Raw genomic sequence first — 24,661 nt, 5'->3', positions numbered from 1 at the left:
CGGCGACAAAGCCCCCCTGTCGGGGTTGCGAACCCGCGGTAACAACGCCTCAGGCGCTTGCCGAACCGCCGTGGAGGGGGCTGGCACAGCGCCGCTTCGGGCGCAGCTCGAAGCGGCCCCGCACTTCAGTGCAAACGTGTGGACCTGATTTCGCTCGCTGTTTGCTGTGGGTTGGGGTCTTGGGTGGTTGCTGCTGGTTGGCTCTTGGGTTTTCGGTTCCGGCTTGATCTTGAGGCTGGCTGCTTCTCGGTTCTTGGCCGTGGTTGGTGTGGGCTTTGGCTTCTCCTCTGGTTTCTGGCCCTTTCTTGCATCTGCTCGGATTGCATGTGCCTGCTTGCCGGTTCTGCTTGCTCTTCGCCCCTGGCACCCTGTTTGCCGGCGCTGCTCCGGCTCCCGCCCGGCCGGCGGCCCCGGGCGCTCCCAGCGGTCCGAGGGGGCCGGCTGGCCGGCAAGGCCTCCTGCGGATGCGACTGGGGCCCTCGATGCCGCCCATGGGCGGCTCATCGCAGGCCCCGACGGGTTGGCCCGCAGCAGCCGACCAGCTCGCCGTGCAGCGGGATTCTGCCGCTGCGACCAGCCCCCTTTAGCGGCTGCGACCGCTAGCGACCGCTAGCGACCGGTGGCGCGGGCGACAGTGTGGCCGTGATTTCGACGCCGCGGGCCGAGAGGCCCTCAACGGGGGCGGCCCCGGGGTGGTCGCTGTGAGCGGCGAACACGACCCTGGCTTTGACCGGTGGCCGCCGTCGGTGTGGGTGGAGCCGTGGAGCGACCCGGTCACCGAAGCGGCAGGGGTGCCGCTGCGTTCGGGCTATGTGGAGAAGTACTGGACGAGCGTTCTGGGCCCCACCCAGGTGCTGATGCTGCGCCTGGTGGCCGAACAGCTCGACACCCACCCCGACGGGTTCGAGATGAGCCTGGCCGACGCGTCGATCAGGCTCGGGGTCAGCCCCAACGGAGGCAGGGGCGCTCTGCGGGCCCTGTACCGGCTGGAGAGGTACCGGCTGGCCAGCGCTGGACACGCCCTGTGGGCGGTCCGCCGATCCGTGCCGGTCCTGTCGCGCCAGCAGCTGATCCGCCTGCCCCACGATCTGCGGGCCTGCCACAGCCGAGACGCCCGGGCCGCGGCGGCGGTGTGGGACGAACAAGCCGCCGACCGGGCCGCGCAGGCAGCGCTCGCCATGGCCGCCAAGGGCGAGTCGCGCGAGGCGATAGCCCGCCGCCTGGAAATGATGCGGGTACCGCCGGCAGCGTGCGCGGAGGCGTCGAAGATGGCCGTGGAGGCGATGGCCGGCCCGCAAACCGAACTGGACCAGCCCCACGCCCGGCGCGCAGCCGACGCCCCGGCGATGGCCGGCATGGGGGGAATCTGACGGCCCGCCCGCCAATGGCAGGGCCGACGCCGTTTGTTGTTTGACCGTCTTCGGAAAGGAGACCAGCCATGTTGTCCAGCATGTGGGCGCTCAAAGGAGGGCAAGGAACCAGCACCACCGCGGCGCTGGCCGCGATCGGAGTGTCCGTGGACCGGCCGGCGCTATTGGTCGATCTGTGCGGCGACCAGGCCAGCCTGTTCCGGGCGGACCGCCGCCGGGAGGGCATCGCGGAGTGGTCCCGGGGCGACCTAACAGCCAGGGCGCTTCGCCACAAAGAGGTCCACGTCACCGACACGCTGCGGCTCCTGCCCCGGGGCCGCGGCCCCATAGACCCCCGCCGGACACAAGAGCTCCTAGAGTGGCTCGTCGGCTCGGCCCAGGTTGAGACGGTCATCGCCGACGCCGGGACGCTCGACCCCGAATGCGGCGGCGAGGCCCTCGACTACCAGCTGCGCCGCACCGTCGCGCAAGTGGCCGGGGTGTCGGTGCTGATCACAAAGCCCTGCTATCTGGCGCTGCGCCGCTGCGAGCCCAACACCGTGGCCCCCACCGGAGTGGTCATGGTGAAAGACATGCGCCGCGCCCTGGGACCAGCCGCCGTCGAACAGGCCGCGGGCGCGCCGGTGCTGGCCACCATCGACCACGACTTAGAGATCGCCCTGGCCGCCGACGGCGGCAACATGGCACAAGAGGCGTGGACCCACACCGTCCAACACCTCCGCGGCCTCATCATCCCCGCAGAGAACCGGATCAAGCAACAAGACCTCGAGACAGCCGCGACAGAGCCCAAGCAGTGGTGCTCGTGGTGGGACTGCGACACCCGCCGCCAGTTCATGGCCGCGGCGAGCTGGGCCATCGAGTCCGAGTGGGGCGCACACGAGATCAACGAGGAAACCGGCGCTGTGTGGATATCAGGCGTCGACGACGACAAAGACCTCATCGCCACCGCCAAGGTCTGCAAGAACCTCAAACCCCGCGACTGGCGCTACTGGCTGCACCGAAACATCTACCGCCTCCTGGAGACCGACTTCGCCAACCAACTCCTCCACCCCGGTCTCCACCAAGCCGCCGAACCCCGCGACGGGCTGGGACTGTAAGCCGCCAGCCGGGCGCCGCCAGGCTGTCCTGCGGCTATCCGCGAGGTGCGGGGCCGGGCAGGGACCAATCCTTGGTTTGCAGGGTGTCGAGGTCCAAAAGGGCGACAGCCTGGTCGGTGCCGTCGCAGTCCAAGCCGACCACGGTGGTGTCGTCGCGTTTGATTGTGTAGGCGTGGTGCCAGTGGCCGTGGACGACGAGTTTGGGGCGGATCGCCTCGGCCACCTGGGCCAAGAGCGACTGCACCTGCGCGGATGCCCGGGCGTCGGCGTCGGGCAGGGTGCGGCCCCGCAGCTCATAGCCCAACGCCGGGTAGTCGTGGCACAGCATCACGTCGGCCGGCCCGGCGTCTACGGCCCGCAGGGCCTCTGCGGGTGAGGGGGCTTCTTCTGCGGGGAAGAGGTCGTAGCCCGGGGTGCGGGCGCGGTGGTCGATGCTGTAGGCGCCGCCCAGCGCCCGGAACCGAACCCCGTGCCACTCCCATGCGCAACCCCGCGGCAGATACCACAGACCGGGATACACCTCCACCGGATCGGCGGGGCCGCCTGGGGGATCTCGGAGCGAGGCCTGCAAGCGCAGGTGCTCGTGGTTCTCGTGGTTCCCGTCCAAAAAGCACACCGTCACCCCCGCGACCGCCGCGGCGTTGGACACATGCTCGGCGAACCCCTTCTGGGGCCACCATCCGAAGTCGCCGAGCTGCACGACCACGTCCACGCCCTCAGCGCCCAACGCCCGGATCACGCTGGCCGTCCACACCGCGTTGGCGTGCGTGTCGCCAACCACCCCGATCTGCCTGCCCGCCGGAGCGGGAAGAACACCAGAAACCACGATTCGCCCTTTCGACCTCCCCTCCACAACTACCAGCCCCGCGGGCGTCTCGGGCACCTGTTTTTCGGCGGGCTGTCGACATTCGGGCTGTCGTCTGTGCTCTTGTCCCGTTGCGCTCTCGCCTTCGCGCCGGTCGGCGGCGGTGCCGCATTGAGCGTGTGGGGCCCATGCGCGGGCGGGTAGTCGGGTGTTGATGCGAAATGTGTGCCCCTTCCTGTTGTGTGCAATAGTCCCTGGTCACGGGTTTGGCGCATGTGACAGCCGGTTTGAGTGTATCGGGTCACTACATGAGGTGAAACTGTTTTGGGCAAAAGGTGAAGCCTTGCCTTTCGCCTGCTTAAGGGCCCTTTTCGGCGAGAATCGGCGACCGTTCGTTGTGCTGTTTCGGTAGCCTCGCTGCCAGTCTGGGGATCTCAGCGGCGCATTAGGGATTTTTTTGTTGTTGCGAGCTCGCAGTCGTGTCATCTGTGCGCTGTAGGCACTACGGAAGCAACGACCGGATGAGCGTTTCGGAGTTCCCGGCAATTGTCTGGCTTTGCCGGGTTGTGGCCTCGTTCACGGCGTCAATCAGGTCTGATGATGCAGGGTCGTCTCTTATTACCAGCAGGCTGGGCTTTATCGGTTTGTAGACGGCATGGATGAGAACGTCGGGGGCTATCGGCAATACCGTTCCGGCAAGTTCGCCTCCTGCTGGGGCGGCGTCGAAGATGGTGATGCCGTGGCTTCCGATGACGAAGCGCTTGTCTGTCTCCCGTGCGACTGCGAACCGGATGTTTGTGTCGGCGATGAACTTCCGCTCTTCTTCGACCATGTGGGGATCGGTTCCCGCCGCGAACAAAGCGGCGTTGTTGCGGCGTATCCGCTCGGCGAATCCGCGCCATCGGTCGTCTTCGAAGAAGGCGTCCTTGGGGGGAAGGTCGGTATAGCCGATTTGGTCTGCGCGGCTGCTGACAATGGTGTAGAAGTCGTCGTCGGTGAGCGGGCGCGAGACGCGCCTCTGGGATTCCGGTGTCCTGCGGGCCATGGCGAGAGCGAATCTCTGCACGGCGGTTCTTTGCCGCTCTGACAGATCGGGAATCTCCCCCCGGCGCGCGCAGCCGACGACTTTGTCGATGGCTGGGGCGGCGTCGTTTTCAATTCGGCCGAGGATCTGCTCGTGTTCGGCGCTGGGCGGCGAGCGGTCGTAGGAGTGCCTGGTGTAGAGGTGGGTTTGGGCCAGCGCTTTCGCGGGGTTCTGCGCATAGATCTTGTTGCGGAGTTTGTCCCCTACCCACAGTCTTCCCTCGTCGTCGCAGAAGCGGCCAAGCAGCATCTTCGGGATGTAGTGCTGTCTCTTGGGGAACTCAGCTGGCATGGTCAGTTCGGGGATCAGCTCACTCTCGTCTTTGTATCCGCATGCCTAGCATTTTGAAGCCTGACGAGACACGAGTGGTGATCGGCAGTGTGAACCGGCCCTGGCGATTCTAGAAAGCCTGGGGCGAGGCTGGCGCGCAATTGAGCAGCCTGGGGCCTTGTTGGACCGCAAGATGGGGTTGCGTCGTTGTCCTGCTGATCTTGCAACGAGCGGCGCTTGTCCTAAGGCACGATCCTTGAACTTCGCCTGCTATTGCCCAGTCTGACTGAAGCCCGGCGAGGTTGAGCTGAAGCGCACTATTCCGGGGCGGCATGTCTAGCATGGGGCCACATTGTTCTGCTGCTGTCCGGCGGGTGTTCGACAAGACGGATTCGACTGTCGTCATTGCCGGCGGGCAGGCGATAGGCACCTCGTTTGGGGCTGGGGGCCGAATGAAGGCTGAGGAGTAGCGGTGGCTGGAAGAGGGTCGCATGCTGAGAGTGGTGCTGCGACGCCTGCTCCGGCGTACTCGACCGGCGGCGGTGGTGTCACGTTCGAGCGGAAGGCGGCTGTGAGGTACCTGTCGGCGATGCTTGCGGGGGCTTCGAGACAGGAGTTGGGCGACCGGCGCGTTGTCCGAGTCGCATTCCAGCATTGCCGGGGGTCGCCTTTCGACGACCTCCAGGTGTTGGCGGCACGCGAGGACGAGGACCGCGCCTCGCTCGAGGTGTGGGTCGCGGTTCGCCGCAAGACGAAGTTCACCAAGAGCGACGAGGACACCGGAAAGCTAATCGGCGCGCTGATCGAGGCAGCGGGCATGCCGGAGTCGCTTGGAAGGGAACGGGTACTGGTGCTGTGCGCTGCCGCAGGCCACAACGCTACAAACGAGGTGGCCGAACTCGCGCGTCTTGCCCGGGCACGAGCCTCTGAGGAGTCGTTTCGCGCCGAGGTGGCCGAAAGCGGGCGGGCAAGAAGCACTCTGCGCGGGCGGTTCCGCCACTTGGAAGACCTTGTGCGACGTTCAGGGCCGGAGGGCCATGGGTTGTCGGCGTGGGAGCTTCTCCGGCTGCTGCACGTCTCGCAGCTCCGGGTTGAGGGCAGCGAGGAGGGCGATTGGTCTGCTTTGCAGGATGAACTGAGAAGCTGGGCCCACGAGAGGACGCTCACTGGAGCCATGGGGTTGAGGAGCCGTTTGGCTGAACTCGCCGGCCAGTACGCTCCCGACGGGGCTGAGGTGGACCGGAGCCGGCTCTGCAGGGATACTCACTCGCTGCTGCACAGCGACCGCCGTCTCCTAGAGGAGGCGTGGGGGGAATTGCGGAGGCTCCAGCAGGACGCCCGTGATGCGGTCCGATCTGGTTGCGGCATCGAATCGCCCGTGACGCTCCCACGGGCGGAGACCCGCGACGACCTGGCCGACGCCCTGTTGTCAACGGAAGCGCTGGTTGTGTCGGGCGAGTCGGGCGTCGGCAAGAGCGCGCTGGTGTGCTCCGCCCTCGACCGCCTTGCCGCTCAAGACGGCGACTTCCAGTCGGTGTACTTGAATCTTCGCCATCTGCCTCCGAGACCGTCGGACCTGCGCAGCAGCCTGGGAGCGCCATTGGATCGGGTGCTCGGCGAGATGTCGGCTCCAAAGCGGCTGTTGGTAATAGATGCCGCCGACCAATGCGCCGAGACCCAGAACACGCCGCTCGCCGCCATTTTGGGGGACGCCTCGAGGGCCGGCGTCGCGGTGTGCGCTGTCTCGGCGGAGACGGGTATGAGCGCCGTTGAGAGCGTCGTCGCTTCCGCGGTGCCCGGGGCATTGCACCGGTTTGCCGTGACGGGCCTGTCCGATGCCGAAGTCATCGAGCTGGCAGGGCATTTCCCGTCGCTAGGGCAAGTCTCCGGCGACAGCAGGGCTAGGGAGCTGCTCCGCCGGCCGGTGGTCGCCGACCTCCTCGCTCGGGCCGGAGGCGGCGGCGTCCCTCTCAGCATGGGCGCCGCCATGGAGGAGATCTGGGCGGGGCTGGTCCGCGGGGAAGGTCGTCCCGGCGGGGGCTCTCCGGACTCGCGCGAGCAGACGATGCGCGGCCTCGCCCATTGGCATCTCAGCGGAGAAGACCCTGAGCAGGCGTTCGCCGAAATCGACGGTGAGGTGCTCGAATGCCTGCGGCGCGACGGGATCGTCCGCGCCGGCAGCAAGCCGTGGTCGCCAATGCCGGAGTTCTCTCACGACATCCTCCGGGCATTCGCTGTGGCGCGAGTTCTGGCCGCGGGCGGCGATCCGGCGGGGAGGCTGCTCGGTTTCGGCGCTCCGCGCTGGGCCCTTCCCGCGGCCCGCATGGCGCTCCAATCGCTGCTGCACGGGGGGGACCAGTCCGGGGCGACGCTCGAGTCGCTCCAAGATTCGTGCGACGCGCTGGTTGCGTCCGGTAAGGGTGCCCGGTGGGGCGATATCGCAGTCGAGGCCGCTCTAGAGCTGCCCGACTGGGACGACATCCTGGCAGAGTCGTGGGAGTGGCTGGCCGCCGACGGCGGCGGAGGCCTCAGCCGCGTGTTCCGCCTAGTGGCCCATCGGCACACCGACAGCCTGAGGTCCGACCCCTTGGTCGCCGGGCCGATCGCCGGACTACTCGTAGAGCGATGCTGGCCCGGTGAATTGCAGACCCAGGTGGAAACATTCTTACAGGCGTGGCTACGCGGCCTTATCTCCCATTGGGTTCCCGCCGGCAACAAGGCGCGGACCGGGCTTCGGGCGATGATCGAGCACCGGGTGGCCCTTGGCGACCTGCGGGAGTGCGAGCAGGAACAAGAGCGGGCTGCCCGGCTCGCGACTCGAACTGCTGAGCAGGCGGAAGAGCAAGAGGCCCGAATCCGGATAGGACTAGTGCATTCGGCCCTGGAGGGCCGGCGCCCGCAGAGGGGCAGCTTGCCGTTCGAGCTGACCAGCGAGGTGACGCTCCAGCTGTTGGTGCTGCTCGGCCCCGACCTCGGCGAAGCGGGGGAAGGGCTGCTGCGCCGTGTAGCCGCCGCTGACCCTGAGCGCCTGCAAGAGGCCCTCGAGGCTCTGCTTGCCGGCGAAGCGCTCGCCCAGTTCGACCACGGACTGCTCGTAGACCTAGTCGAGGCGTATTACATCGAAGAAGATCAGTCCTTGCACGACTCTTTCGCGTCGAGGGACGGCATCCGCCGCCACGCCTACGCCGGTTTCGGCGTTCCGCAGGCCGGGCCGTGGCGAGGACCGTTCTACTCGATGCTCCGCAACGACTTCCCGGCGGGTGTGGCCTGCTTGAACCGGATTCTGAACCACGCCGCCCGGTCCCAGATGCGGCCCAGTCGCAGCGGACTCCGGGGCGGCGCCATTCCCGACGACGCGGACCCTTCGGGCGAGGTGCTGTCCATTTCCGGCGAGCCCCGCAAATACGCAGGGAACGCTGCGACGTGGCTGTGGTACCGGGTAATCGGCACCGGCGCGTATCCATGTACCAGCGCCCTCCAAGCCCTGGAGCGTGCCTGCGACCAGATACTCGAAGGGAGACAGCTGCCCCCACAAATGCTGCTCGACGTGCTGCTGGACGGCTGCGAGAACCTCGCTGTGCCAGCGCTGGCTTTTGGGCTCGCTGTCCGCCATATCGAACGCTTCGACTGCCTAGTCGACCCTTTCCTAGTCGAGCCGTTCGTCTGGGAGGCCGATGCCCGACGAGCCGGACAAGAGGACCCGAAGCCCGCCGGGGAATCGCCTGGGGTCGCATTCGCCGAGCGGCGCGAGTGGGAACCGCTGATGTTCGTCATGTCTCTCGTCTTGGTCGCCGGGGAAGACCGCCGCCGGGAGCTCAAGGAATTGGGCTCTGCCTTTTTCGAGCGTGCGGAAGCGAGCCTCGACGGACATCCGAGACAAGCCGAGGAATTGGCGATCGCGCGCAGGCGGGCTATGGCGTTCGACATCGAGCAATACGAAAGCGAAGTCGTCGAGTCCGGCGATGCGATCAGTATCGGCCTTCGAGAAGACGAGGAGGTTCAAGCAGCCCTTGCTGAATCAAACGCAGACCTACTCCGCAGCACGGAAGCCATCTCCTTGCAGCTCAGATACGCCGCCCGGCCAGGCAGCACCCCCAATGCCGAACCGGTGGACGACGAGCAGCTCAAACGCGACATCACCACAGCGAAGAACCTGCTGGCGGACCCGCCGCCACGCGGAGCCTTCGGCAGCGACGGCGCGCCGGCCGCGGTAGCCGCCGCGGTGCTAGAGGGGTTCTTCCTCGGCGAATCGGCCCTGGAAACCGAAGACTTGGCCTGGGCGGCACGAACGCTGGCGGGCGTAGCCCAAGCCCACGAGCAGCAATCCGCCGGCGAGTCTCAGGACTTGTCCTATTACGAGGCCATCTTCTGGATGGGGGCCGACCGGTCAGCGGCACGCGGCTTGCCCCTTCTGCTGCGCCCAGACGCCCGAACGCTGCTGGACAGGCTCGCCGCCGACGGGCTGGACCAGGACGGATTCCGCCTGATTCTCCTCTGGCTGTTCACCGGCTCGCCGAACGAGACTCGGAACGCCGCAAGCCGCGCCCTGGACTCTGTTTGGAGATCGTCGTGCAGCGTCGAATCAGGAAAGTGCTTCCACCAAACAGCGCTCGACCTCGTCGAGCAGTCGGCCCGCCACTCCACTGCCCCATGGCGGCACCACGACGACGACCAAGAGCCCGGACCGCTCGACGGCCCGATACTCGACGCTCTCGAATCCGCAAACAACTTGGTGATCTGCTGGCTGAACCCCGCCCTTCGTGCGCTCGGAGCACTGGCCCTGACTCCGACAGCCTGCGTGCGAGAACAGGCCGCCGAGATGCTCGACGCCGTCCTCGAAGCCCACCGCCGCACCAGAAGCGCACTCGAAATCGGATTCCATCACAGCGACAGGGACGCGCTGTTCGCCGCGAGAGCAGCCCTAGCCTGCGCCGCGGCCGGACACCCCACCGCCCTGCAAGACCACGTCCGGGGCTTTGCCGCCAATTCCGACGCGCTGAGCGAGTGCCTCATGGCTCTCGCCGCCGCTGCGGAGGAGTCGCCCGAAGCCGCTACAGCAGCACGCGAAGCCTGGCCGCAGCTGATGCGCGACGGGCTCCGCCTCCTCTCCGAAAACGCCGCCGACGAACAGCAACGGGACCGCTTGGGCAACCGGGCCCGCGCCTTTTCGGCCATCCTGCCCGCCCGGGCGATCAAAGAAATGTACGCGTACCGTGAAATCCCCGACGGTCCGAACACATGGATCGACCCGGAGACATGGAAACCCGAGATCGACCTGTGGGTGCAAACCGCAGTCGAGAGCCGAACAGCAGCCAACAGCGCAGCGCTCCCCGCAGGCGGGCTGTTCGGCACCATCGGCGCCATGGTCAGCATGCTCCACTCGCTCCCAACCGAACACCAGGCCAGAACCGGTATCCACTGGATCGAGCAGCTCGTCGCCTCAGCCGGCAGCGAGGCAGCCAACACCTTCGCCCTCCCAGAATGGCTCCAAGATGTGAGGCCGCACTGCAGGGACGAAGAACTCGATTCGTGGCAGCGGATCGCTGACCTCCTCTACGTCCATGGCGACCCGAGAGCCAGCGACATCGCCGACTGAGCCCCCAAGGAATGACCGGCTGGCCCGGCCGACCGGGCGCGGGCCGGACATGTGCAATGGCCGACGCGGAGAGGCCGGGCACGCGACGATGGTCAGAGGCGCGGAGTCGGGTTCTGGTTGAGTCCATAATGGGATGATGAGCACTGGCGAGCGGAGCTTCGCTGATCTCAGCGTAGGCAACCCGCTTTTGGGAGGACGCCGTGGTGGAACCTGGGCAGGGAGGTCACGTTGAGCGCTCCGGGCAAATGGGGGGTACCGGGTTTCCCGAAGAGCGGCTGGGAGATCGTCGACGTTGAAGACCTGGGCGACGTGGACGCGGTGTGCCAGATGTGTGAGGTGAAGGAAATCAGGTATGTGCACACCATGGAGCATCCGGATGGACACAGGCTAGGAGCAGGCTGTGTGTGCGCTGGCAAGATGGAAGGGTCCCCGGACGCTCCAGTGCGCCGTGAACGGTCGCTAAGAAACCGTGAGAAGCGGCTGGCTAACTGGATGAGTCACACATGGAAAGTCCATCCGAGCGGGACTCTCACTCGGAAAAAGAATGGTTGCAGGTGCGTGCTCATTCCGAAATCGGGCGGTCTGTGGGCTGGGCTGGTGGAATATCCCAACGGAAGAGAACGGTGGGCAAAGCAACGCCGCTCGCTCGCTGACCAGAAGCGCAGAATGTTCTTAGTCGTGGATTCCGTTTCTTGATGGCCTCCTTCATTGATGCGGTCAAAGCTGCCCTAGGGAGGGCCTGTGGACGATCCGCTCCCCAACAGGGGCTGGCGCACAATTGCGTTTCTCCTGGTTCTGGGATCAGGTGATATGCCCGTTGCAACGCGTATCCAGAACGCCCCCGACGCGATCGGGAGAGGTGCAGCCCCGCTGGGGAATCTGCGGCTGTGTCGGCGGCGCTCTGGATGCACTGCTTCGAGTGCCCTTTGGGAGCGCAGTGCGCGTAGGTGCCGGTATGGGTGCTGATGGCGGGGCAGCGCCCGGAGCCCCGCCGCTGTTGCGGCTCGGCGCCGCGTATGAGATGTGGCGGGGCGGGGCTTTGGGCGCGCCCCACAGTCGGGGAGAGGAAGGGAGTTGTCGCTGCCGGTGGATAGTGTGCGGGCTTGCTATGGAATGGACTTTTGTTCGAGGGGAGGACTGATGGGCGCAGCGGGCCGCTACGGGCAAAGGCTGAGGGAACATGAGCGGCGACCCGCAGGGCGTCTCGCCGCTGGTTTCGCGTGCCGGGTCGGGGCGGCAGTTGCTCGCCCCCGCGTGGACGCTGCCGGTTCGGGTGCGCCAGACGGCTGGAGGTCAGGCCCGCGTCAGGCACCGGCTGCGGTGGCCATTGCGCCGGATGTGCGCTCCCGCCAGCGGGGCTGGGATCCAGTCGGCGGCCCGGGACCCGAGTCGGGGGTGGGGTGCTGTGCGGGCTAGCGACCAGGAGCAGATCGATGCTCGCGGGATGAGCGCGGTGTGCGGGGATTTCCAGGCGATCGGCTGGGGGCCGGTGCGCAACCAGGAGCACGATTTGGGAACTGATCTTCTGGTGCAGGCTCGCGACCGGCGCCGGTTCCATCGGGGCCTTGTTGTGGGAGTGCAGGTGAAGACCGGCCCGCACTACTTCAAGCGGGAAAAGCGCGGCGAGGACGGGCAGGTTTTGGGGTGGTGGTACTACGAGTCGGACGCGGACCATTTCGACGACTGGGCGACCCACGGCCTGCCCCACTTACTGGTCCTGCACTGCCTCGAGGAGGGCAAGTCGTATTGGGCTCACGTCACCTCAAAGCAGATCTGCTCCACCGGGAAGGGCTGCAAGATCCTGGTGCCGGCGCACCAGACGATCGGCGACGAGCAGGCCGGCGATCTGTTCGAAGTGGCCTGCATGCAGAAAGCCGCCCCCGTGCTGGAGGGCACCGCGCTCGCCGGACTGCCCGGCGGCGTCCCGCCCGGGCGGCGGCTCCGGTACGCCCTGATCGCGCCAAGGCTGGTGGCACCCCACCCCAACGCATCCCAAGACGACCCGGTGGACCCGGTCGAGGCGGCCGCGCTGCTGGCACAGGGCCGCTTCCGCGACCTCAAGAGCCTCTCCGAGAAGCACACGGTCGTCCCGGACCCCCGGCAGCCCTATGCGGGGCGGGAATGGGGCTGGCGGTTCGTCGCCGCTTTCTGGCACTGGGGGACGACCGACTCCGCAGAGAAGTTGGAAGAAGTGCTCACCGAGGCCCGCACCGCCCCGGAGGAAGCGGCGAGCGGGGTGCTTTTGGCGTGCGCCCTTCACCGCAACGAGCGCTGCGACCGAGCGCTAGAAGTGCTGGACGGACTGGCCGACGGCGACCGGCTGTCGCCTGCGGACCACGGGTGGGTTCTCGTGCATCGGGCAAGGTTCAAAGCCGAGACCGGCTACTTCGCCGGCGCCCAGGTCGACGCCGCGGAGGCGCAGCGCTGCTTCGCGGGCGACCAGGACGACGTCACCGTGTCCGCTTTGGCCGCGGCCGCAGCATGGCAGCTGTACTCCGCCGCGTTCATGGCTGGCCCGGACTTCGAGAACTGGGACCGGGACTTCGAAGCGATGATCTCGGCGGCGGACACAACAGTGTCGTGGTGGCGGGCCCAGACGATGGCCGCCGGGCTCGCCGGCGTGGAAAAGAGCAGGTTCGAGGCGTGGGCCGACCCGCATGCCCGGTATCTGCTCAAATGGGACGGAACGACGTCTCCGCAACTGTTCTCAGCCGAGTTCACCGCCGACATCGCCGGCGATCACAGCAGATGGAAACACGCCTGCGCCCTATACGGGAGGCACCGGCTCACAAGCGCCGCCGACTCCCAAGATGAGGCCGCCGAGCTGGGGGAGGGGCTCAGCGCCCTGCGGCGAAGCGGCGACAGCCAATCGCTGAAAATGGCGATCAGCGGTCTCCACAATGGCGGGCCGCTCGGACCGCTCGCCGCCGCGGTGAACAGCATCCAGGTGGGCGGTTGGACCATCACCACCGCCGACAGCAACTTCGCAGCCCTCGCCCAAGCCGGCGACCTCGTCGACGAGCCGGCCGCCACCGAGCTGGTCCGCTGGAGCGCCGACGCCTTGGAGGACCCCACAGAGCTCAACGACCGGCTCAAGCCGTCGCGCACCGTGCCGATGGCCGCAATGGAAGCCGCAGCCGGGCTGCTCTGCGCCGCAGCCGGGCCCGCCCACAGCCAGATCGCACACATCGTCGCAGCCATGCCCGACCAGCCGCCCCACATGACGACCCAGTGCGTCGCCGAAGCCATATTCCAGCTCGACTACAGCAAAGTCGACGATCACAGCCGACAAGCCCTGTGGGAAAAAGCGCGAGCAGAGCGCGGGCGGACCGGCGTGGCCGCGCTCCGCTGGCTCACAGCCAACAACCATCCAGGAGCCGAAACCGAGGCGATCAGCCGGACCGCCAGCGGCGACCTGACAGCACTCGAAGCCGTCGCCGACCTGTCAGCGCTCAACCCAGCAGACGCCACAGCCATTGCCGGGCTTTTGGCCGACGCCGCCGCCCAGAACCTCGCCGACGCCCGCAGCGGCACACACGGCGGCGACAGGATCGACGCCGCCCACTGGCTGGTCCGCCTGAACGCAGCCCACCCCGACCTGGACCGCTGGGACGAAGCCCTCGAGCTGCTGTTAGACCCCGCAACCGCAGGCCACGACAATATCCCCGCCTGTCTGCGCATCGCCGGGAATCCCGGGGCGATTCCCGAACCGGTCCGCAACACCGTGGCCGACAACATCGCCTCCATAGGCCAGGCCCAACCCCGCATCGGTTTCGAAGCCGACATCGGCGGAATCGAAACCATCCTCGCGTTATCGCTGGGACTGCTGACTGGGGGCGACGCCGCAGCCGCTATGGCCGAGCTCGCCTCCGGCACCGCCGAGCAACGCCGCGGCGCGGCCATGCTGCTGGGCTGGGGACAGCAGCCCGCCCAGCAGCCGATGCTCGCCGCCCTCATCGCAGACCACCACCCACTGGTCAGACACGAGGCGGCCATCGCCGTCGGCCTGCTCGCCGCCGCCGACCCCGCACCGCCCAACCACACACTGGCCTGGACACTGGCCCGAAAAGACGGGATCCTCCTCCCAGCCGGAGTGCTGTCCGGCCTAGCCCGAAACAGCGAACCTGCCAGCCCCCTCGCCGCCGACATCGCCCGCCACCTCCGACAGCACCCATCGGCCATCATCCGCCGATGGGCAAGCAGAATCCTCAAATAGCAGCCCGCACACCACCCCTCCCGCCAGCTTCGGCCAACACCCCGGACCCAGCGGCTACCTCATCTGCGGGAGGCGTGAGAACCGCAGCGGCTATCAAGCGGGCGGACAATACGCCGGCGCTGTGGTCCCCGGGGACAGGTCCTCATCAACCCAACAGGGCGGTGCAAGCAGATGGGTGCTGATTCCCTGCGCGTGCACTGCACGATCGGAGGCCGACGGGCATTCCCGCCCGGGCCTGCTGGGATTTTCACGCAATCCCGTTCGACCTGATCAGCAGTTGTTTTCCGAAATCTCCCAGGAGGTGCAGGGGAGAAGTTGTCATAGGGCGCGCCCATACTTCCGGGCCCTATGACACACCCCCAACCGAAGAACACAACGGCAACCGGCCTCGGCGGGGTCCACATCGGGCTGACCGACCCCGCACCGAACGGCTCGGCTTCCGACGCCGATGCTACCAGCAGCGGCGACACCCCATGGACTGCCCGCGGTGCCCTCGGGAGGCAGGCCGGCGTTGGTGGCCGGCGGACTGTGTTGTGCGGCGGGGTGCGCGGCGTGTTCGCCCGGTGGGGTTGGGGCGCTGCGACCGGTTGCGACCGGTGGGGTTGGGGCGCTGCGACCGGTTGCGACCGGTGGGGAGGTGCAGGGTGGCGGGCATGGAAACTTCGATTTGTGCTTGGGCTCCGTGGTGGTCTGCCGATGATCGTCGGCGGTTCTTGTCGGAGGTGGAGGGGGTGGTGGGCGCCCGGTTCGGCGAGTACGAGCTCGACGAGGCTGCGGGCACCGTCACCGTGTCGGACTTGGATTGCGTGCTGGGCCTGTCGAATCTGGCCCAGGCGTGCCGGATGGCCGATGCCGAGGATTGGCGGCTGTTGATCTATTCGCACATGACCCGCCTAGACGACTTCGCCCCTGAGGCCCTTTCGGAGCTTTTGGGGGACTACGAGAGGGTCAAGGGCGATCTGCGGGTGCGGGTGGTGTCTCACAACCACATCGAGCACATCGACCCGGTGGGCGACCCGTTGCCTTTGGGCATGTTCTCGTGCTTGTCGGTCGCTTTGGACGGCGCGACGATGCCGGTGGACCGCAGCCACTTCGACGAATGGGGCGAAGACCAGGACGAGGTGATGGCGGCGGCTCTGGCGAACACGCTGGCGGCCGAGGAGGTCGTGGCCGCCGAGATCGACGAGCTGAAGGGGCGGTTCACCGCTCTGTCGGGCGATTCTTTGTTCACGTCGGCGCTGCTGCTGGGCCCGGCGGACGCGATGCCCGATGTGGGCGAGATGGGAGCGGTGGTGGCGGTGCCGACGGCCCGCGACTTGCTGGTGTGCCCGATTAGCGCCACCGAGGAGTTCGTCGACGACTCGGCGACGATGCTGGCCGCGGGCTACGTCCGCTTTCTGTCCGGGCCGAACTCGGTGAGCCCGAACGCCTTGTGGTGGCGGCCCGGGGAGCCGCTGGAGGCGTTCGCCCGCCTCGACAGCGCCTCTTTCGAGCTGGCCGCCCCCCCGGAGCTGCGGTACTACCTCCAAGGCGTTCTCGACGCCGGGATCGGGCGCTCGGAGTCCGGGGCCGAGGGCCTCGACATCTAGGGCGCTGTGGGTGCGTGAAGGAGCGGTGCGCCAGCGGCTGTCGCTCGCCGGCGTTGTGGCGGGAGGGTTGCGGTGAGCTGGGCCGCGGCGGACTTGGCCCGTGTGTGCGGAGTCTTGGAGCGGTCCGGGCAGACGGCCGGTGATCTGGCCGAGGCGGAAGCCGAGGCGTCGGCGGCGGCATCCGACTGGATGGCGACCGCCGCAGAGAGGGCCTCTGAGTGGGCAGCGGACCCGGCCAGGGACCAGGAGTGGGAACGGGCGGTGGAAAGGCTGGCCCGCATCAAGCCGCCCCCCATCTGGCAGACGCTCTGCGACGGGCTGTGGGTGTACCGGGCCAAGGTTGAGAGGTGCTCCGGCGCGATTGTGGCCGAGGAGGCGCTCAACAGGCCGCTTCGCACAAGGGGCGCCTCGGTGGCGCTGCTGGCGGCGGCGGTGGCCAAGGTGGGCGCGGCGGCCAACCAGGCGCTGATCCGCGGCCCGCTCCCGGCCCCGTTCAACCAGCTGCCCGTGCTGCGAAAAGCGCTGGTGGCCCCGCCGGGCTCAGAGCTGGCGGGCCGTCTGGCCGCCGAGGACCGGCTCGCGCCCGATGTGGCCGGGGTCAGGGCAGAGATGGCGGTGTCGGCCACAGTGCAGGCCGCGCAGCTCATGTGGTCCGCCGCGATGGCGCTCCACCAGGGCATGGAAACCGGGACCGCCTTGGAGCAGGCCAACGCCGCCCTGCGCCACGCCGAGCTCATAGGGCTGCTGGACCGGCTGATCGAGCCTCCTGCGATCCAGCCTCCCCTGTTCGACTGCGGAATGTGACGGCGCACAGGCGGTTGCGACCGGTTGCGACCGGCGGGGCGGGCGACACTGCGACCGAAATTGACCCAGACCGGCTGCGGGCCGGGGAGGGGGAGTTGAGATGCTGATTTCAATGTGGTCGCTCAAAGGCGGCCAGGGAACGTCGGTCACCGCCGCGCTGGCCGCCGTGCGGGCGGCTAAGGACCACAGCCAAACGGTGCGGCTGGTGGACTTGGGACGCGACCAGCCGGCGATCTTCGGCACGGCCGAGCCCTCGGATTCCTGGTTGAGCCGCTGGACCCACAGCGACCTGGACGCCGGTGCGCTGGACCGCGCGCAGGTGGAGCTGACGCCTAACCTGTCGCTTCTGCCCCGAGGCGGCGGGCCGCTCAACCCGAAGCGGGCCGGCGAGCTCGTAGAGTGGCTCAAAGCCGACGGTGCCACAACCGTCGTCGATGTCGGCACCTTGCGCCGCGGCCAAGCCGAGAGCTTCGCCGACAGCGTCCACCACAAGATCATCGCCGAGTCCGACCAGTCGATAATGGTGACCCGGGCCTGCTATCTGGCGCTGCGCCGCGCCGTGAACCCGCCGGTGCGGCCCACCGGGGTGGTGCTGGTGGCCGAGGCGGGCCATGTGCTGACCCGCAGCGACTGCGAGCGGTTCATCGAAACTCCGGTGGTCGCCTCCGTCGCCATCGACCCCGACATCGCCCGTGCAGTGGACAGCGGGATGCTGCTCACCAGGGCTCCCAACCAGGCCCTGGGGCCGCTGGGCGTGCTGGCAGGAGACGAACAGCCCCGCGCCAGCGACCGCGCTCGGGGCGTCGAGCTGGACTGAACAGGCCCCAGGCCGCGGCCCCACACAGTTGCGACCGGTGGGGCGGGCGGTGCGACCGGTAGCGACCGGTGGGGCGGGCGGCCCCGCACAGTTGCGACCGGTGGGGCGGGCGGTGCGACCGGTAGCGACCGGTGGGGCGGGCGACAGTGTGGCCGATTGTTGGCTTCGACCGGCTGCGGGCCGGGGAAGGAGAGTTGAGATGTTGATTTCAATGTGGTCGCTCAAAGGCGGCCAGGGAACGTCGGTCACTGCCGCGCTGGCCGCTTTGCGGGCGTCCCACGACCGCGGCGTGCCGGTGCGGCTGGTGGATTTGGGCCGGGACCAGCCGGCGATCTTCGGCACCAGCGAGGTAGGCGACGCCGGGCTGGCCCGGTGGACCCAAAGCGATCTCGGCGCCGAGGCGCTGGACCGGGCGCTGGTGGAGCTGTCGCCGAACCTGTCTCTTCTGCCCAGGGGCAGTTTGCAGTTGAGCCCGAGGCGCGCCGGCGAGCTCGTAGAGTGGCTCAAGGCCGACGGCACTACGACTGTGGTCGATGCGGGCACCTTGGACCGGGACCATGCCGAGAGTTTCGCCGACAGCGTCCACCACAAGATCATCGCCGAGTCCGACCAGTCGATCTTGGTGACGCGGGCCTGCTATCTGGCGCTGCGCCGCACGGTGAGCCCGCCGGTGCGGCCCACCGGGGTGGTGCTGGTGGCCGAGGCAGGCCGGGCGCTGACCCGCTCCGACTGCGAGCGGGCCATCGGCGCGCCGGTGGTGGCGACCGTCGCCATCGACCCCGACACCGCCCGGGCGGTCGACGCCGGGATGCTGCGCACCAGGGTTCCCAACCAGGCCCTGAGGTCGCTGAGCGTGCTGGTGGAAAACGACCTGTCCCGCGCCCGCGACAACGCTCCGGGCGTCGAGTTGGACTGAGCAGGCAAAAGGCCGCGGCCCCACACGGTTGCGACCGGTCGCCAGCGGGGTCCGACCGGTTGCGACCGGTGGGCTGAGAGAAGGTGAGTGCCATGAAGAGCGCATCTGTGAACCACAACCCTCCGGCGGCTTCCCGCCGGGTTTCCCACCTCCATGTGGTGCCCGGCACGGGCGCAGCGGTCGCCACCGGCGACGCGGTGCGGCTGCGGCCCGCGGGCAGCCCGCTAGCCGACGGGTGGCGGTCGGTGACCGTGGCCGCCGAGGGCGACGAGCACGGCGCCCACCAGCCCAGCTGGGAGGTGCACTTCGACACCGAGGTCGTCGCCCGGCTGGTGCGGGGCGGGCCGGTGTCCGACGAGGTGGCCGGGGCCATGGCCGACGACGACTGGGAAGAAGTGCTGTTGGACCGGCCCCAGGGCGCACCATGCCACGGCACGTTCTGGGCGCAGCGCACCGACGCACCGTCGCTGGTCGCAGAGCGCGAGCGGTCGCGTCTCATGCACCCCTCCAACGCCGTCGACATAGAAATCGGCTTTTGAGCGAACCCGCACAACGCCCCGCCACCCCCGCGGGCGACACAGAGGGGGCCGCACCTGGGTGTGGCCCCCTCTCTCGCGTCCCGGCGAAGCGCCGCCCGCGGGACGATCGCCGGCCGACAGGCGCTGGAACCGCTCGCTGGCAGTGAAGGCGAAGCGGGCATCGCCGGGCCTCAGGGTCGCCTTGTTGCTCGGGGCGGGTTGCGGTGGGCTTCAGATATCGACAATCCGCGCCAGATACAGCGTGCCCGGTGCGTCTGGTCGTCCGGGGTCGCTGGCGTGGAAGTAGATGGCGGCTGCGGGAGTGCGGATCACCCGCAGCGTGCTGGTCTTGGAGAAAGGGACGACATCGCCGGGATCGGCGGCGCTTGTAGCCTCGAACATCGCCTCATAGACCACTTGGGCGGTGCGGCTGTCCTTGCCGGCGTCCCAGTCATCGAGCACCTGGAGCCCGGCCCATTTCCACTGCGCCATCGCTAGGCGGTGAACTCCTGTCGGCCCAGCTTCTCGTTGAAGTACTCGGCCAGCTCGGACTTGTCTTTGGCGTCGGCGTCGGCTGTGCCGTCGGCGATCCGCTTCGCCGTCTCGAGCTCGGCCTGCTGGATCTGCTTGATGACCCGCCGCGGGTGCTCCAAGGTCTCCTGCGCCGGCAAGCTCTCTGGTTTTTGCTTCGGGGTGGCGGTGTGGCGGGCCCGCTGGAACAGCCGGCCCAAGTGCAGCCTCTCTGCGCCCATAGCAGTGGTTCCCTCCGGAGTCTGGTTGGCGATCACGAGTGTAAGCCGAACAGACGCGCCCGGCTCGCATCGCCGGCGAATCCGCTGGCGGTCGGAATCCGAGAGTGCCAGCCGCAGCCGCAGCGGGCCCGCGCCCCGACGCCGATGCCCCGACCACAACAGCAGCCGGCGGCACGGGCGGCGGTCGAGATGGCCTCAGCGGCTCGTCTGCACGAGGTCGAGCATCTCGGCTCGGTAGGCGGCGAGGTCTTGGGCCATGCCCAAAGCCGGGGAGCTGGCGGTGATGTTGGCCGGGTCGATGCCGGCGGCTCCGGCGGCGGCTTTGATGCGGCGGGTGGCGGTGTTGGCCGAGAAGTCGAAGACGCGTTGGCCGGGGTCGGCGTCGGGGGGCCGTATGCGGGCCAGGGCTTGGTCGGTGAACTCGGATATGGGGGCGGTGGCTGGTTGGGCGGCGGTGGGGTGCGGGACGTGGATTTGGCCGAGCCCGTCGTGTTGGGGGGCGTCCACGTCCTTCCAGCGGAGCGCGAGGATTTGGGAGCAGCGCAGGGAGGCGTCGTGGGCGACGGCGATCAAGGCGATTTCGATGCCGCCGCGGCGGCGGGCTCGGGTGGCGGTCTCCAAGCGCCCTCCGGGCTGGTTGCGGCGGGGCTGGTGGGCGGTGTCGGCGATCTGTCGGATTTGGCTCCACCGCAGCGGGTCGGGTCCTTCGTTGGCTCTGCCTTGGGCGGCGGCTTGGCGGGCCAGGCTGTCCAGCAGTCGGAGCACCTCGGGATCGCGGGCCGGGTTGGGGCCGGTCAAGCCGCGGTGCCAATGGGCCACCGCGGCGTGATAGGTGCGAAGGGTGTCGGGCCTCTTGCCCTGGGCGGCCAGCGCGGCCAGCCACCGCTGTAGGTCGCCGGGGCGGGCGGGGAACTCCGGGAGGCCCCGCCCGGACGCCCACGAGCGCCAGTTCCTTTGGCCGGTGCGGTAGGCCCTGCGGGTGTTCGCCGAGAGCTCGGCGGCTCCGCTTGGTCCCATCAGCGGGCCCCGGGCCGCCGGGCTGCGGGCGCGCCACCGCCGCCGTCACAGCGGGCCCGGCCGCGTGCAGCGCCCCCGGTCGGGCTCGGCGCGGCGGGGCTGGCGGCTCGCGGGTCCCCGGCTGTTGATGTAGCGGATGGGCTCACGGCTGTTGGTGTAGCGGAGGGGCGCGGCGCGGGCCGAATTGGAGCCTGAGGGCGCTACAGCGGCCGGCTGGTTGCGCGTGCGGTTTGCTCGTTTGGCGCGGTGCGTCCTCGGGGGGACCGGTCGCTTCGGGGCGGGGTTTCGACCGGTTTTGGGGGTTTGCGACCGGTGGGGCGGGGGGTTTGCGACCGGTTGCGACCGGTGGGGTTGGGGATTGTGGCGGCCGTGACTGCGAAGCCCGTGTTCCGTGCGTCTTTCGGCGATCTGCTGCGGCAGGCGTCGGAGGTGAAGCAGAGCCTTTCGCGCCCGGACGTGGAGCCGCCTGTTTTGGTGGAGCGTCCGGGGCGGGTGGGGGCTGATCCGTTCAGCTTGGGCGGGGTGGTCGGGCTGGCGGCTGCGGCGGCTGTCGCGGCCGGCGGGTCGATCGGCGTGGCCGACTGGCGCCTCGACGTGGAGGTTCCCGCGGCGGCGCGCCGTCGGCGGCTGCGCCGGGCGGGGGGCTGCGAGGGGTGGTCGTTCGACGGCGACCGCCTGGTGCAGGACCCGTTGGGCCCGGGCTTGGCGGGCACTGACACTTGGAAGGGAGATTTCGATGTTTGAGGACATTGGCACCTGGCTGACCCAGATCCGGATTCTGGCGGCGCTGGCGTTTTTGGCGGTGATCGCGACTTTGGCGGTGGTGACGGCGTGGAAGACCAAGTCGACGCCGGCGACCATCGGGGTGATCGTGGCCGGCGCGGTGGCGCTGGCGATGCTGGCGCAGCTCGATGTGATCTCGGGCAAGGTCAGCGACGAGATCGACGGGACGAACAAGACCACTGTCGACACCGGCGGGATGGAGATCATCTCGGAGTTCGGGGGCGGCTGATGTCGGACCGGCAGACCATCAAGTCGTTCACCGGGCCGCGGCGGCGGCCGACGGAGATCGGGCGGATACCGGGGTTGACGCTGCCGTGGCAGTTCACGCTGGCGCAGTTCGCGGTGGGCGCGTTCGGCCTGTTGTTGGCGGTGGTGATGCTGAGCGCGGGCGCGCCGGTGTGGACCGCTGTTCCGGTGGTGGCCTTGACGCTGGTGGCGGGCCGGGCGATTCGCAGGGTCCGCATCGACGACCGGCCCCTGTTGGCCGGGCTGGCCGGGTGGGCGCGCTTCGTGTCGGGCCGCGCTACCAGGGACCGGCTGGTGCCCCGCACTGCCGACGCGGTGGTCGACAACGCCTTGGTGGGGTCGGACCACTCGCAGTGGCTGTTGTTCAGCGTGGCCCCGGCGCCGTATGGGGCGCTGGACAGCACGCAGGACAAGCTCGCCGCGTTGGGCGCGGTGCAGCGTCTGGTGGCGTCGGTGGGAGCGGACCGGTTCCGCCTGTTTTCCACGGTGGACGCTCTGGGGGCCGATGATGTGATCGAGCAGATGGCAAAGGTGTCCCCGTCCGGGACGTGGGACCGGGAGCTGGCCGCGGAGCACGACCGGCTCAGCGGCATGGAGCTGGCCGACCGGGCGTTCTGGCTGATGGTGCTGTGCGGGGAGGCGTCGGCGGCGAAGGACGAGGGAGGCTGGATGGCCGGTTTGGCGGCGATGGCCGGTTGGCGCCCGCCGGCGCGGGCGAGCTGGGTGGACCGCGCCGCGATGGCCGACCGCTGCGAGGCGATAGTCGCCCGGGCGGACTCGGCGGTGGCGCTTCGCCCCGCCACGGCCGCCGAGGCCCGGTGGCTGTTGGACCGCATCGCGGTGGGGGCGGCGCACCGCCCCAGCGTGCGCGCCGAGGACGACTACCCGCACCTGGTGTTGGAGCCGCACCCCGATGCGGTGACGGTGGGCCGCGGCTTCACCGAGGGCGCATCGGCGTGGCGGGCGGGCGACGCGGAGTGGTCAGAGCCGCTGCAGCGGGTGGCGGTGGCCCGCACCGGCACCCAGACCGTGGCCCACCTCTCGGCGGCGGTGTCGCAGTTGCCGGACTCCTGGAGGGTGCCCGGCGGCGGCGAGCTGTTGTGGGCGGTGGACTCTTTGGCCGAGCCGTGGGAGTGGCTGATCGACGTGGAGGTGGTGCCCAACCAGGTGGCGGTGACCAAGACCCGCAACCAGCACCGCAGGCTTCAGAACCAATACGACGAGTACGGCGGCGACCCCGCGGGGGCGCCGCCCGATTTGCAGGCGGCGTCCGAGCAGATCGAGGCGCAGCGCCAGGCGCTGGTGGAGACCCGCAGCGACGAGTTCGTGGTCACCGTGGTGCTCACCACCGCGCTGGCGGCCGGCGGCGACACCGACGACGACATCGAGCGGGCCGCGGAGCAGCTCAATGCCCGCCTGGAGCGCCTCTGCGGCCTCGCCGCCCGGGGCGATGTGAGGATCGCGGCCCCGTCGGGCGACCAGCTCTCTGCCCGGCGGCTGTGGCTGCCCCGCCGCCACCGCGCCCCGGTCAGCCGCGACTACCGGCAGTACCTTTTGAGCGACGGGCTGGCCGGTCTGGGCCCGTGCCTGCACTCGGCGGTCGGCGACCCGCAGGGGATGATGTTGGGCTGGGCCGACGACAAGGGCAGCAACGTGCCGGTGCTGTTCGACCCGACTCTGGGGCCGAGGGGCCAGGCGGTCGGCGCTCAGCCGCGGTCGCCGTCGATAGGCATCGCGGGGCAGCTGGGAGCGGGCAAGTCGGTGTTCGCGAAGCGGCTCATGTGGTCGGCTCTGATGGCCGACGGGGCCCTCGTGGCGGTGGACCGCTCGGAGATGGGCGAGTACGCGGCCTACGCCGAAGCGGTGCGGGCCGCCGCGCCCGAGCTCGACGTGGAGATCATCGACGTGCGAGACCCCGGCTGCGGGTCGCTGGACCCGATGCGGGCCATCGCCGACGGCCGCCTCGCCGCGGACACCGCCACGCTTTTGCTGGGGTTTCTGGGCCGGATCGACCCGCACGGGGCCGCCGCGGCCCGCCTCGTGCTGGCCGCGGCGGACAATCCGGGCATGCCGCTGGGCGAGCTGGCCCGCACCGCGGCGTCCGGCGACGACCGCGCCGCAGGCGAGCTGGCCGTGCTCGAAGCGCAGGCCGCCGCTTTGGCCCAGCACCCGGTGGGCGGCGTGCTGTTCGACGCCGAGCGTCCCCCGGCCAACCTCAGCGCCGACCTGGTGGTGCTCTGGGCGCCGGGGCTGGCTTTGAACCCGCAGCCCGACACGCCCGCCGAGGTGGCCGCCAGCGCCGCGGTGCTGGGCATGATGCTGACCGGCCGGGCGATCACCTTCGCTTCCGCCGACCGGTTCGCCGCGCTGTTGCTGGACGAGGCGTGGTCTTTGCTGGGGGACCACCGGGCCCGCTCGGTGGTCGTGGAGGGGCTGAGGGACGGGCGCAAGCACAATGCCGGGATCTGGCTGGCGTCGCAGTCGCCTTCGGACTTCGCCGCCTCGCCCGAGCTGAGCGAGCTTTTGGGCTATGTGGCCTGCTTCGGCGTGGCCAACGAGGAAGCGGCCGCGGCTGCGGCCCGCCTCGCCGGGGTGGACCCGGCGCTGGCCGCCCGGCTGCTGATGGGCCTGCCGACCGGGACCATGCTGTGGCGAGACCTGCTCGGCCGGGCCGGCCTGGTCGAGGTCGCGCTGCCCGCCGACCCGCTGGCCGCCGCGGCCATCGACACGACCCCCACGGGCCGGCACGGACCAGAGCCCGCCCTGGCGGCCGGGTAGGGC

General features: G+C 69.2%; 17 protein-coding genes. 12 read left to right on the top strand and 5 right to left on the bottom strand.

Annotated features, from left to right (window positions below; genetic code table 11):
* The first annotated feature begins 701 nt into the window (after positions 1–701).
* Both ACOGXA_RS11345 and ACOGXA_RS11340 read left to right on the top strand, forming a co-directional pair.
* Positions 702–1,370: a hypothetical protein gene (locus ACOGXA_RS11345; protein WP_419923983.1), complete on the top strand. Its 669-nt coding sequence runs from the start codon at positions 702–704 to the stop codon at positions 1,368–1,370.
* A 68-nt stretch (positions 1,371–1,438) separates the two neighbouring features.
* Positions 1,439–2,467: a cellulose synthase operon protein YhjQ/BcsQ gene (locus tag ACOGXA_RS11340; protein ID WP_419923982.1), complete on the top strand. Its 1,029-nt coding sequence runs from the start codon at positions 1,439–1,441 to the stop codon at positions 2,465–2,467.
* A 34-nt stretch (positions 2,468–2,501) separates the two neighbouring features.
* Here ACOGXA_RS11340 and ACOGXA_RS11335 read toward each other — a convergent pair whose 3' ends face one another.
* The gene (locus ACOGXA_RS11335; protein WP_419923981.1) at positions 2,502–3,248 is read right to left on the bottom strand and encodes a metallophosphoesterase family protein; all 747 of its coding nucleotides are present in this window, start codon (positions 3,246–3,248) and stop codon (positions 2,502–2,504) included.
* A gap of 526 nt (positions 3,249–3,774) precedes the next feature.
* On the bottom strand, positions 3,775–4,647 hold the full coding sequence (locus ACOGXA_RS11330; protein WP_419923980.1) for a DUF4238 domain-containing protein: 873 nt from the start codon (positions 4,645–4,647) through the stop codon (positions 3,775–3,777).
* A 568-nt stretch (positions 4,648–5,215) separates the two neighbouring features.
* On the opposite strand from ACOGXA_RS11330, the gene ACOGXA_RS11325 reads away from it, so the two are divergent.
* The 7 genes from ACOGXA_RS11325 to ACOGXA_RS11295 all read left to right on the top strand — a co-directional run bounded on the left by ACOGXA_RS11325 (position 5,216) and on the right by ACOGXA_RS11295 (position 19,103).
* The gene (locus ACOGXA_RS11325) at positions 5,216–10,222 is read left to right on the top strand and encodes a hypothetical protein (protein WP_419923979.1); all 5,007 of its coding nucleotides are present in this window, start codon (positions 5,216–5,218) and stop codon (positions 10,220–10,222) included.
* A 1,180-nt stretch (positions 10,223–11,402) separates the two neighbouring features.
* Complete coding sequence (locus ACOGXA_RS11320; RefSeq protein ID WP_419923978.1) at positions 11,403–14,438, top strand: DUF4365 domain-containing protein; 3,036 nt, start codon at positions 11,403–11,405, stop codon at positions 14,436–14,438.
* A gap of 653 nt (positions 14,439–15,091) precedes the next feature.
* On the top strand, positions 15,092–16,027 hold the full coding sequence (locus tag ACOGXA_RS11315) for a hypothetical protein (RefSeq protein WP_419923977.1): 936 nt from the start codon (positions 15,092–15,094) through the stop codon (positions 16,025–16,027).
* Positions 16,028–16,099: 72 nt separating this feature from the next.
* Positions 16,100–16,831 carry a hypothetical protein gene (locus ACOGXA_RS11310; protein ID WP_419923976.1) on the top strand — a complete coding sequence of 244 codons (732 nt, stop codon included), beginning with the start codon at positions 16,100–16,102 and terminating at the stop codon, positions 16,829–16,831.
* Positions 16,832–16,931: 100 nt separating this feature from the next.
* Positions 16,932–17,648, top strand: coding sequence for a hypothetical protein (locus tag ACOGXA_RS11305; RefSeq protein WP_419923975.1), 717 nt, complete (start codon positions 16,932–16,934; stop codon positions 17,646–17,648).
* 199 nt (positions 17,649–17,847) lie between these two features.
* Positions 17,848–18,564, top strand: a complete 717-nt coding sequence (locus ACOGXA_RS11300; RefSeq protein ID WP_419923974.1) for a hypothetical protein — start codon at positions 17,848–17,850, stop codon at positions 18,562–18,564.
* A 92-nt stretch (positions 18,565–18,656) separates the two neighbouring features.
* Entirely contained in the window at positions 18,657–19,103 is a 447-nt protein-coding gene (locus ACOGXA_RS11295) for a hypothetical protein (protein ID WP_419923973.1), read from the top strand.
* A 210-nt stretch (positions 19,104–19,313) separates the two neighbouring features.
* On the opposite strand, the gene ACOGXA_RS11290 is transcribed toward ACOGXA_RS11295, so the two are convergent.
* The 3 genes from ACOGXA_RS11290 to ACOGXA_RS11280 all read right to left on the bottom strand — a co-directional run bounded on the left by ACOGXA_RS11290 (position 19,314) and on the right by ACOGXA_RS11280 (position 20,851).
* Positions 19,314–19,574: a hypothetical protein gene (locus ACOGXA_RS11290; RefSeq protein WP_419923972.1), complete on the bottom strand. Its 261-nt coding sequence runs from the start codon at positions 19,572–19,574 to the stop codon at positions 19,314–19,316.
* A gap of 2 nt (positions 19,575–19,576) precedes the next feature.
* Entirely contained in the window at positions 19,577–19,870 is a 294-nt protein-coding gene (locus ACOGXA_RS11285) for a hypothetical protein (protein WP_419923971.1), read from the bottom strand.
* A 159-nt stretch (positions 19,871–20,029) separates the two neighbouring features.
* Positions 20,030–20,851 carry a site-specific integrase gene (locus tag ACOGXA_RS11280; RefSeq protein WP_419923970.1) on the bottom strand — a complete coding sequence of 274 codons (822 nt, stop codon included), beginning with the start codon at positions 20,849–20,851 and terminating at the stop codon, positions 20,030–20,032.
* A 369-nt stretch (positions 20,852–21,220) separates the two neighbouring features.
* On the opposite strand from ACOGXA_RS11280, the gene ACOGXA_RS11275 reads away from it, so the two are divergent.
* From ACOGXA_RS11275 to ACOGXA_RS11265, 3 genes are read left to right on the top strand one after another with little or no spacing between them, the layout of a single operon-like run.
* Positions 21,221–21,595, top strand: coding sequence for a hypothetical protein (locus ACOGXA_RS11275; protein WP_419923969.1), 375 nt, complete (start codon positions 21,221–21,223; stop codon positions 21,593–21,595).
* Entirely contained in the window at positions 21,588–21,863 is a 276-nt protein-coding gene (locus tag ACOGXA_RS11270) for a hypothetical protein (RefSeq protein WP_419923968.1), read from the top strand. The genes ACOGXA_RS11275 and ACOGXA_RS11270 overlap by 8 nt, the downstream gene beginning before the upstream one ends.
* Positions 21,863–24,658 (top strand): ATP-binding protein, encoded by a 2,796-nt coding sequence (locus tag ACOGXA_RS11265; RefSeq protein ID WP_419923967.1) that lies wholly within the window; start codon positions 21,863–21,865, stop codon positions 24,656–24,658. The genes ACOGXA_RS11270 and ACOGXA_RS11265 overlap by 1 nt, the downstream gene beginning before the upstream one ends.
* Positions 24,659–24,661 lie beyond the last annotated feature (3 nt).

The organism is Candidatus Poriferisocius sp., assembly GCF_965208475.1.
GTDB lineage: Bacteria > Actinomycetota > Acidimicrobiia > Acidimicrobiales > Bin134 > Poriferisocius.
The sequence above is the reverse complement of the archived record's forward strand: the minus strand, read 5'-3'. Positions and strand labels throughout refer to the sequence as shown.

What these genes read in the sequence shown, in the direction of transcription:
- ACOGXA_RS11315 (WP_419923977.1), top strand. Translation starts at nt 15,092, where the DNA reads ATGGAAACTTCGATTTGTGCTTGGGCTCCGTGGTGGTCTGCCGATGAT.
- ACOGXA_RS11330 (WP_419923980.1), bottom strand. Translation starts at nt 4,647, where the DNA reads ATGCCAGCTGAGTTCCCCAAGAGACAGCACTACATCCCGAAGATGCTG.
- ACOGXA_RS11320 (WP_419923978.1), top strand. Translation starts at nt 11,403, where the DNA reads ATGAGCGGCGACCCGCAGGGCGTCTCGCCGCTGGTTTCGCGTGCCGGG.
- ACOGXA_RS11265 (WP_419923967.1), top strand. Translation starts at nt 21,863, where the DNA reads ATGTCGGACCGGCAGACCATCAAGTCGTTCACCGGGCCGCGGCGGCGG.
- ACOGXA_RS11305 (WP_419923975.1), top strand. Translation starts at nt 16,932, where the DNA reads ATGCTGATTTCAATGTGGTCGCTCAAAGGCGGCCAGGGAACGTCGGTC.
- ACOGXA_RS11280 (WP_419923970.1), bottom strand. Translation starts at nt 20,851, where the DNA reads ATGGGACCAAGCGGAGCCGCCGAGCTCTCGGCGAACACCCGCAGGGCC.
- ACOGXA_RS11325 (WP_419923979.1), top strand. Translation starts at nt 5,216, where the DNA reads ATGCTTGCGGGGGCTTCGAGACAGGAGTTGGGCGACCGGCGCGTTGTC.
- ACOGXA_RS11300 (WP_419923974.1), top strand. Translation starts at nt 17,848, where the DNA reads ATGTTGATTTCAATGTGGTCGCTCAAAGGCGGCCAGGGAACGTCGGTC.
- ACOGXA_RS11290 (WP_419923972.1), bottom strand. Translation starts at nt 19,574, where the DNA reads ATGGCGCAGTGGAAATGGGCCGGGCTCCAGGTGCTCGATGACTGGGAC.
- ACOGXA_RS11295 (WP_419923973.1), top strand. Translation starts at nt 18,657, where the DNA reads ATGAAGAGCGCATCTGTGAACCACAACCCTCCGGCGGCTTCCCGCCGG.
- ACOGXA_RS11340 (WP_419923982.1), top strand. Translation starts at nt 1,439, where the DNA reads ATGTTGTCCAGCATGTGGGCGCTCAAAGGAGGGCAAGGAACCAGCACC.
- ACOGXA_RS11270 (WP_419923968.1), top strand. Translation starts at nt 21,588, where the DNA reads ATGTTTGAGGACATTGGCACCTGGCTGACCCAGATCCGGATTCTGGCG.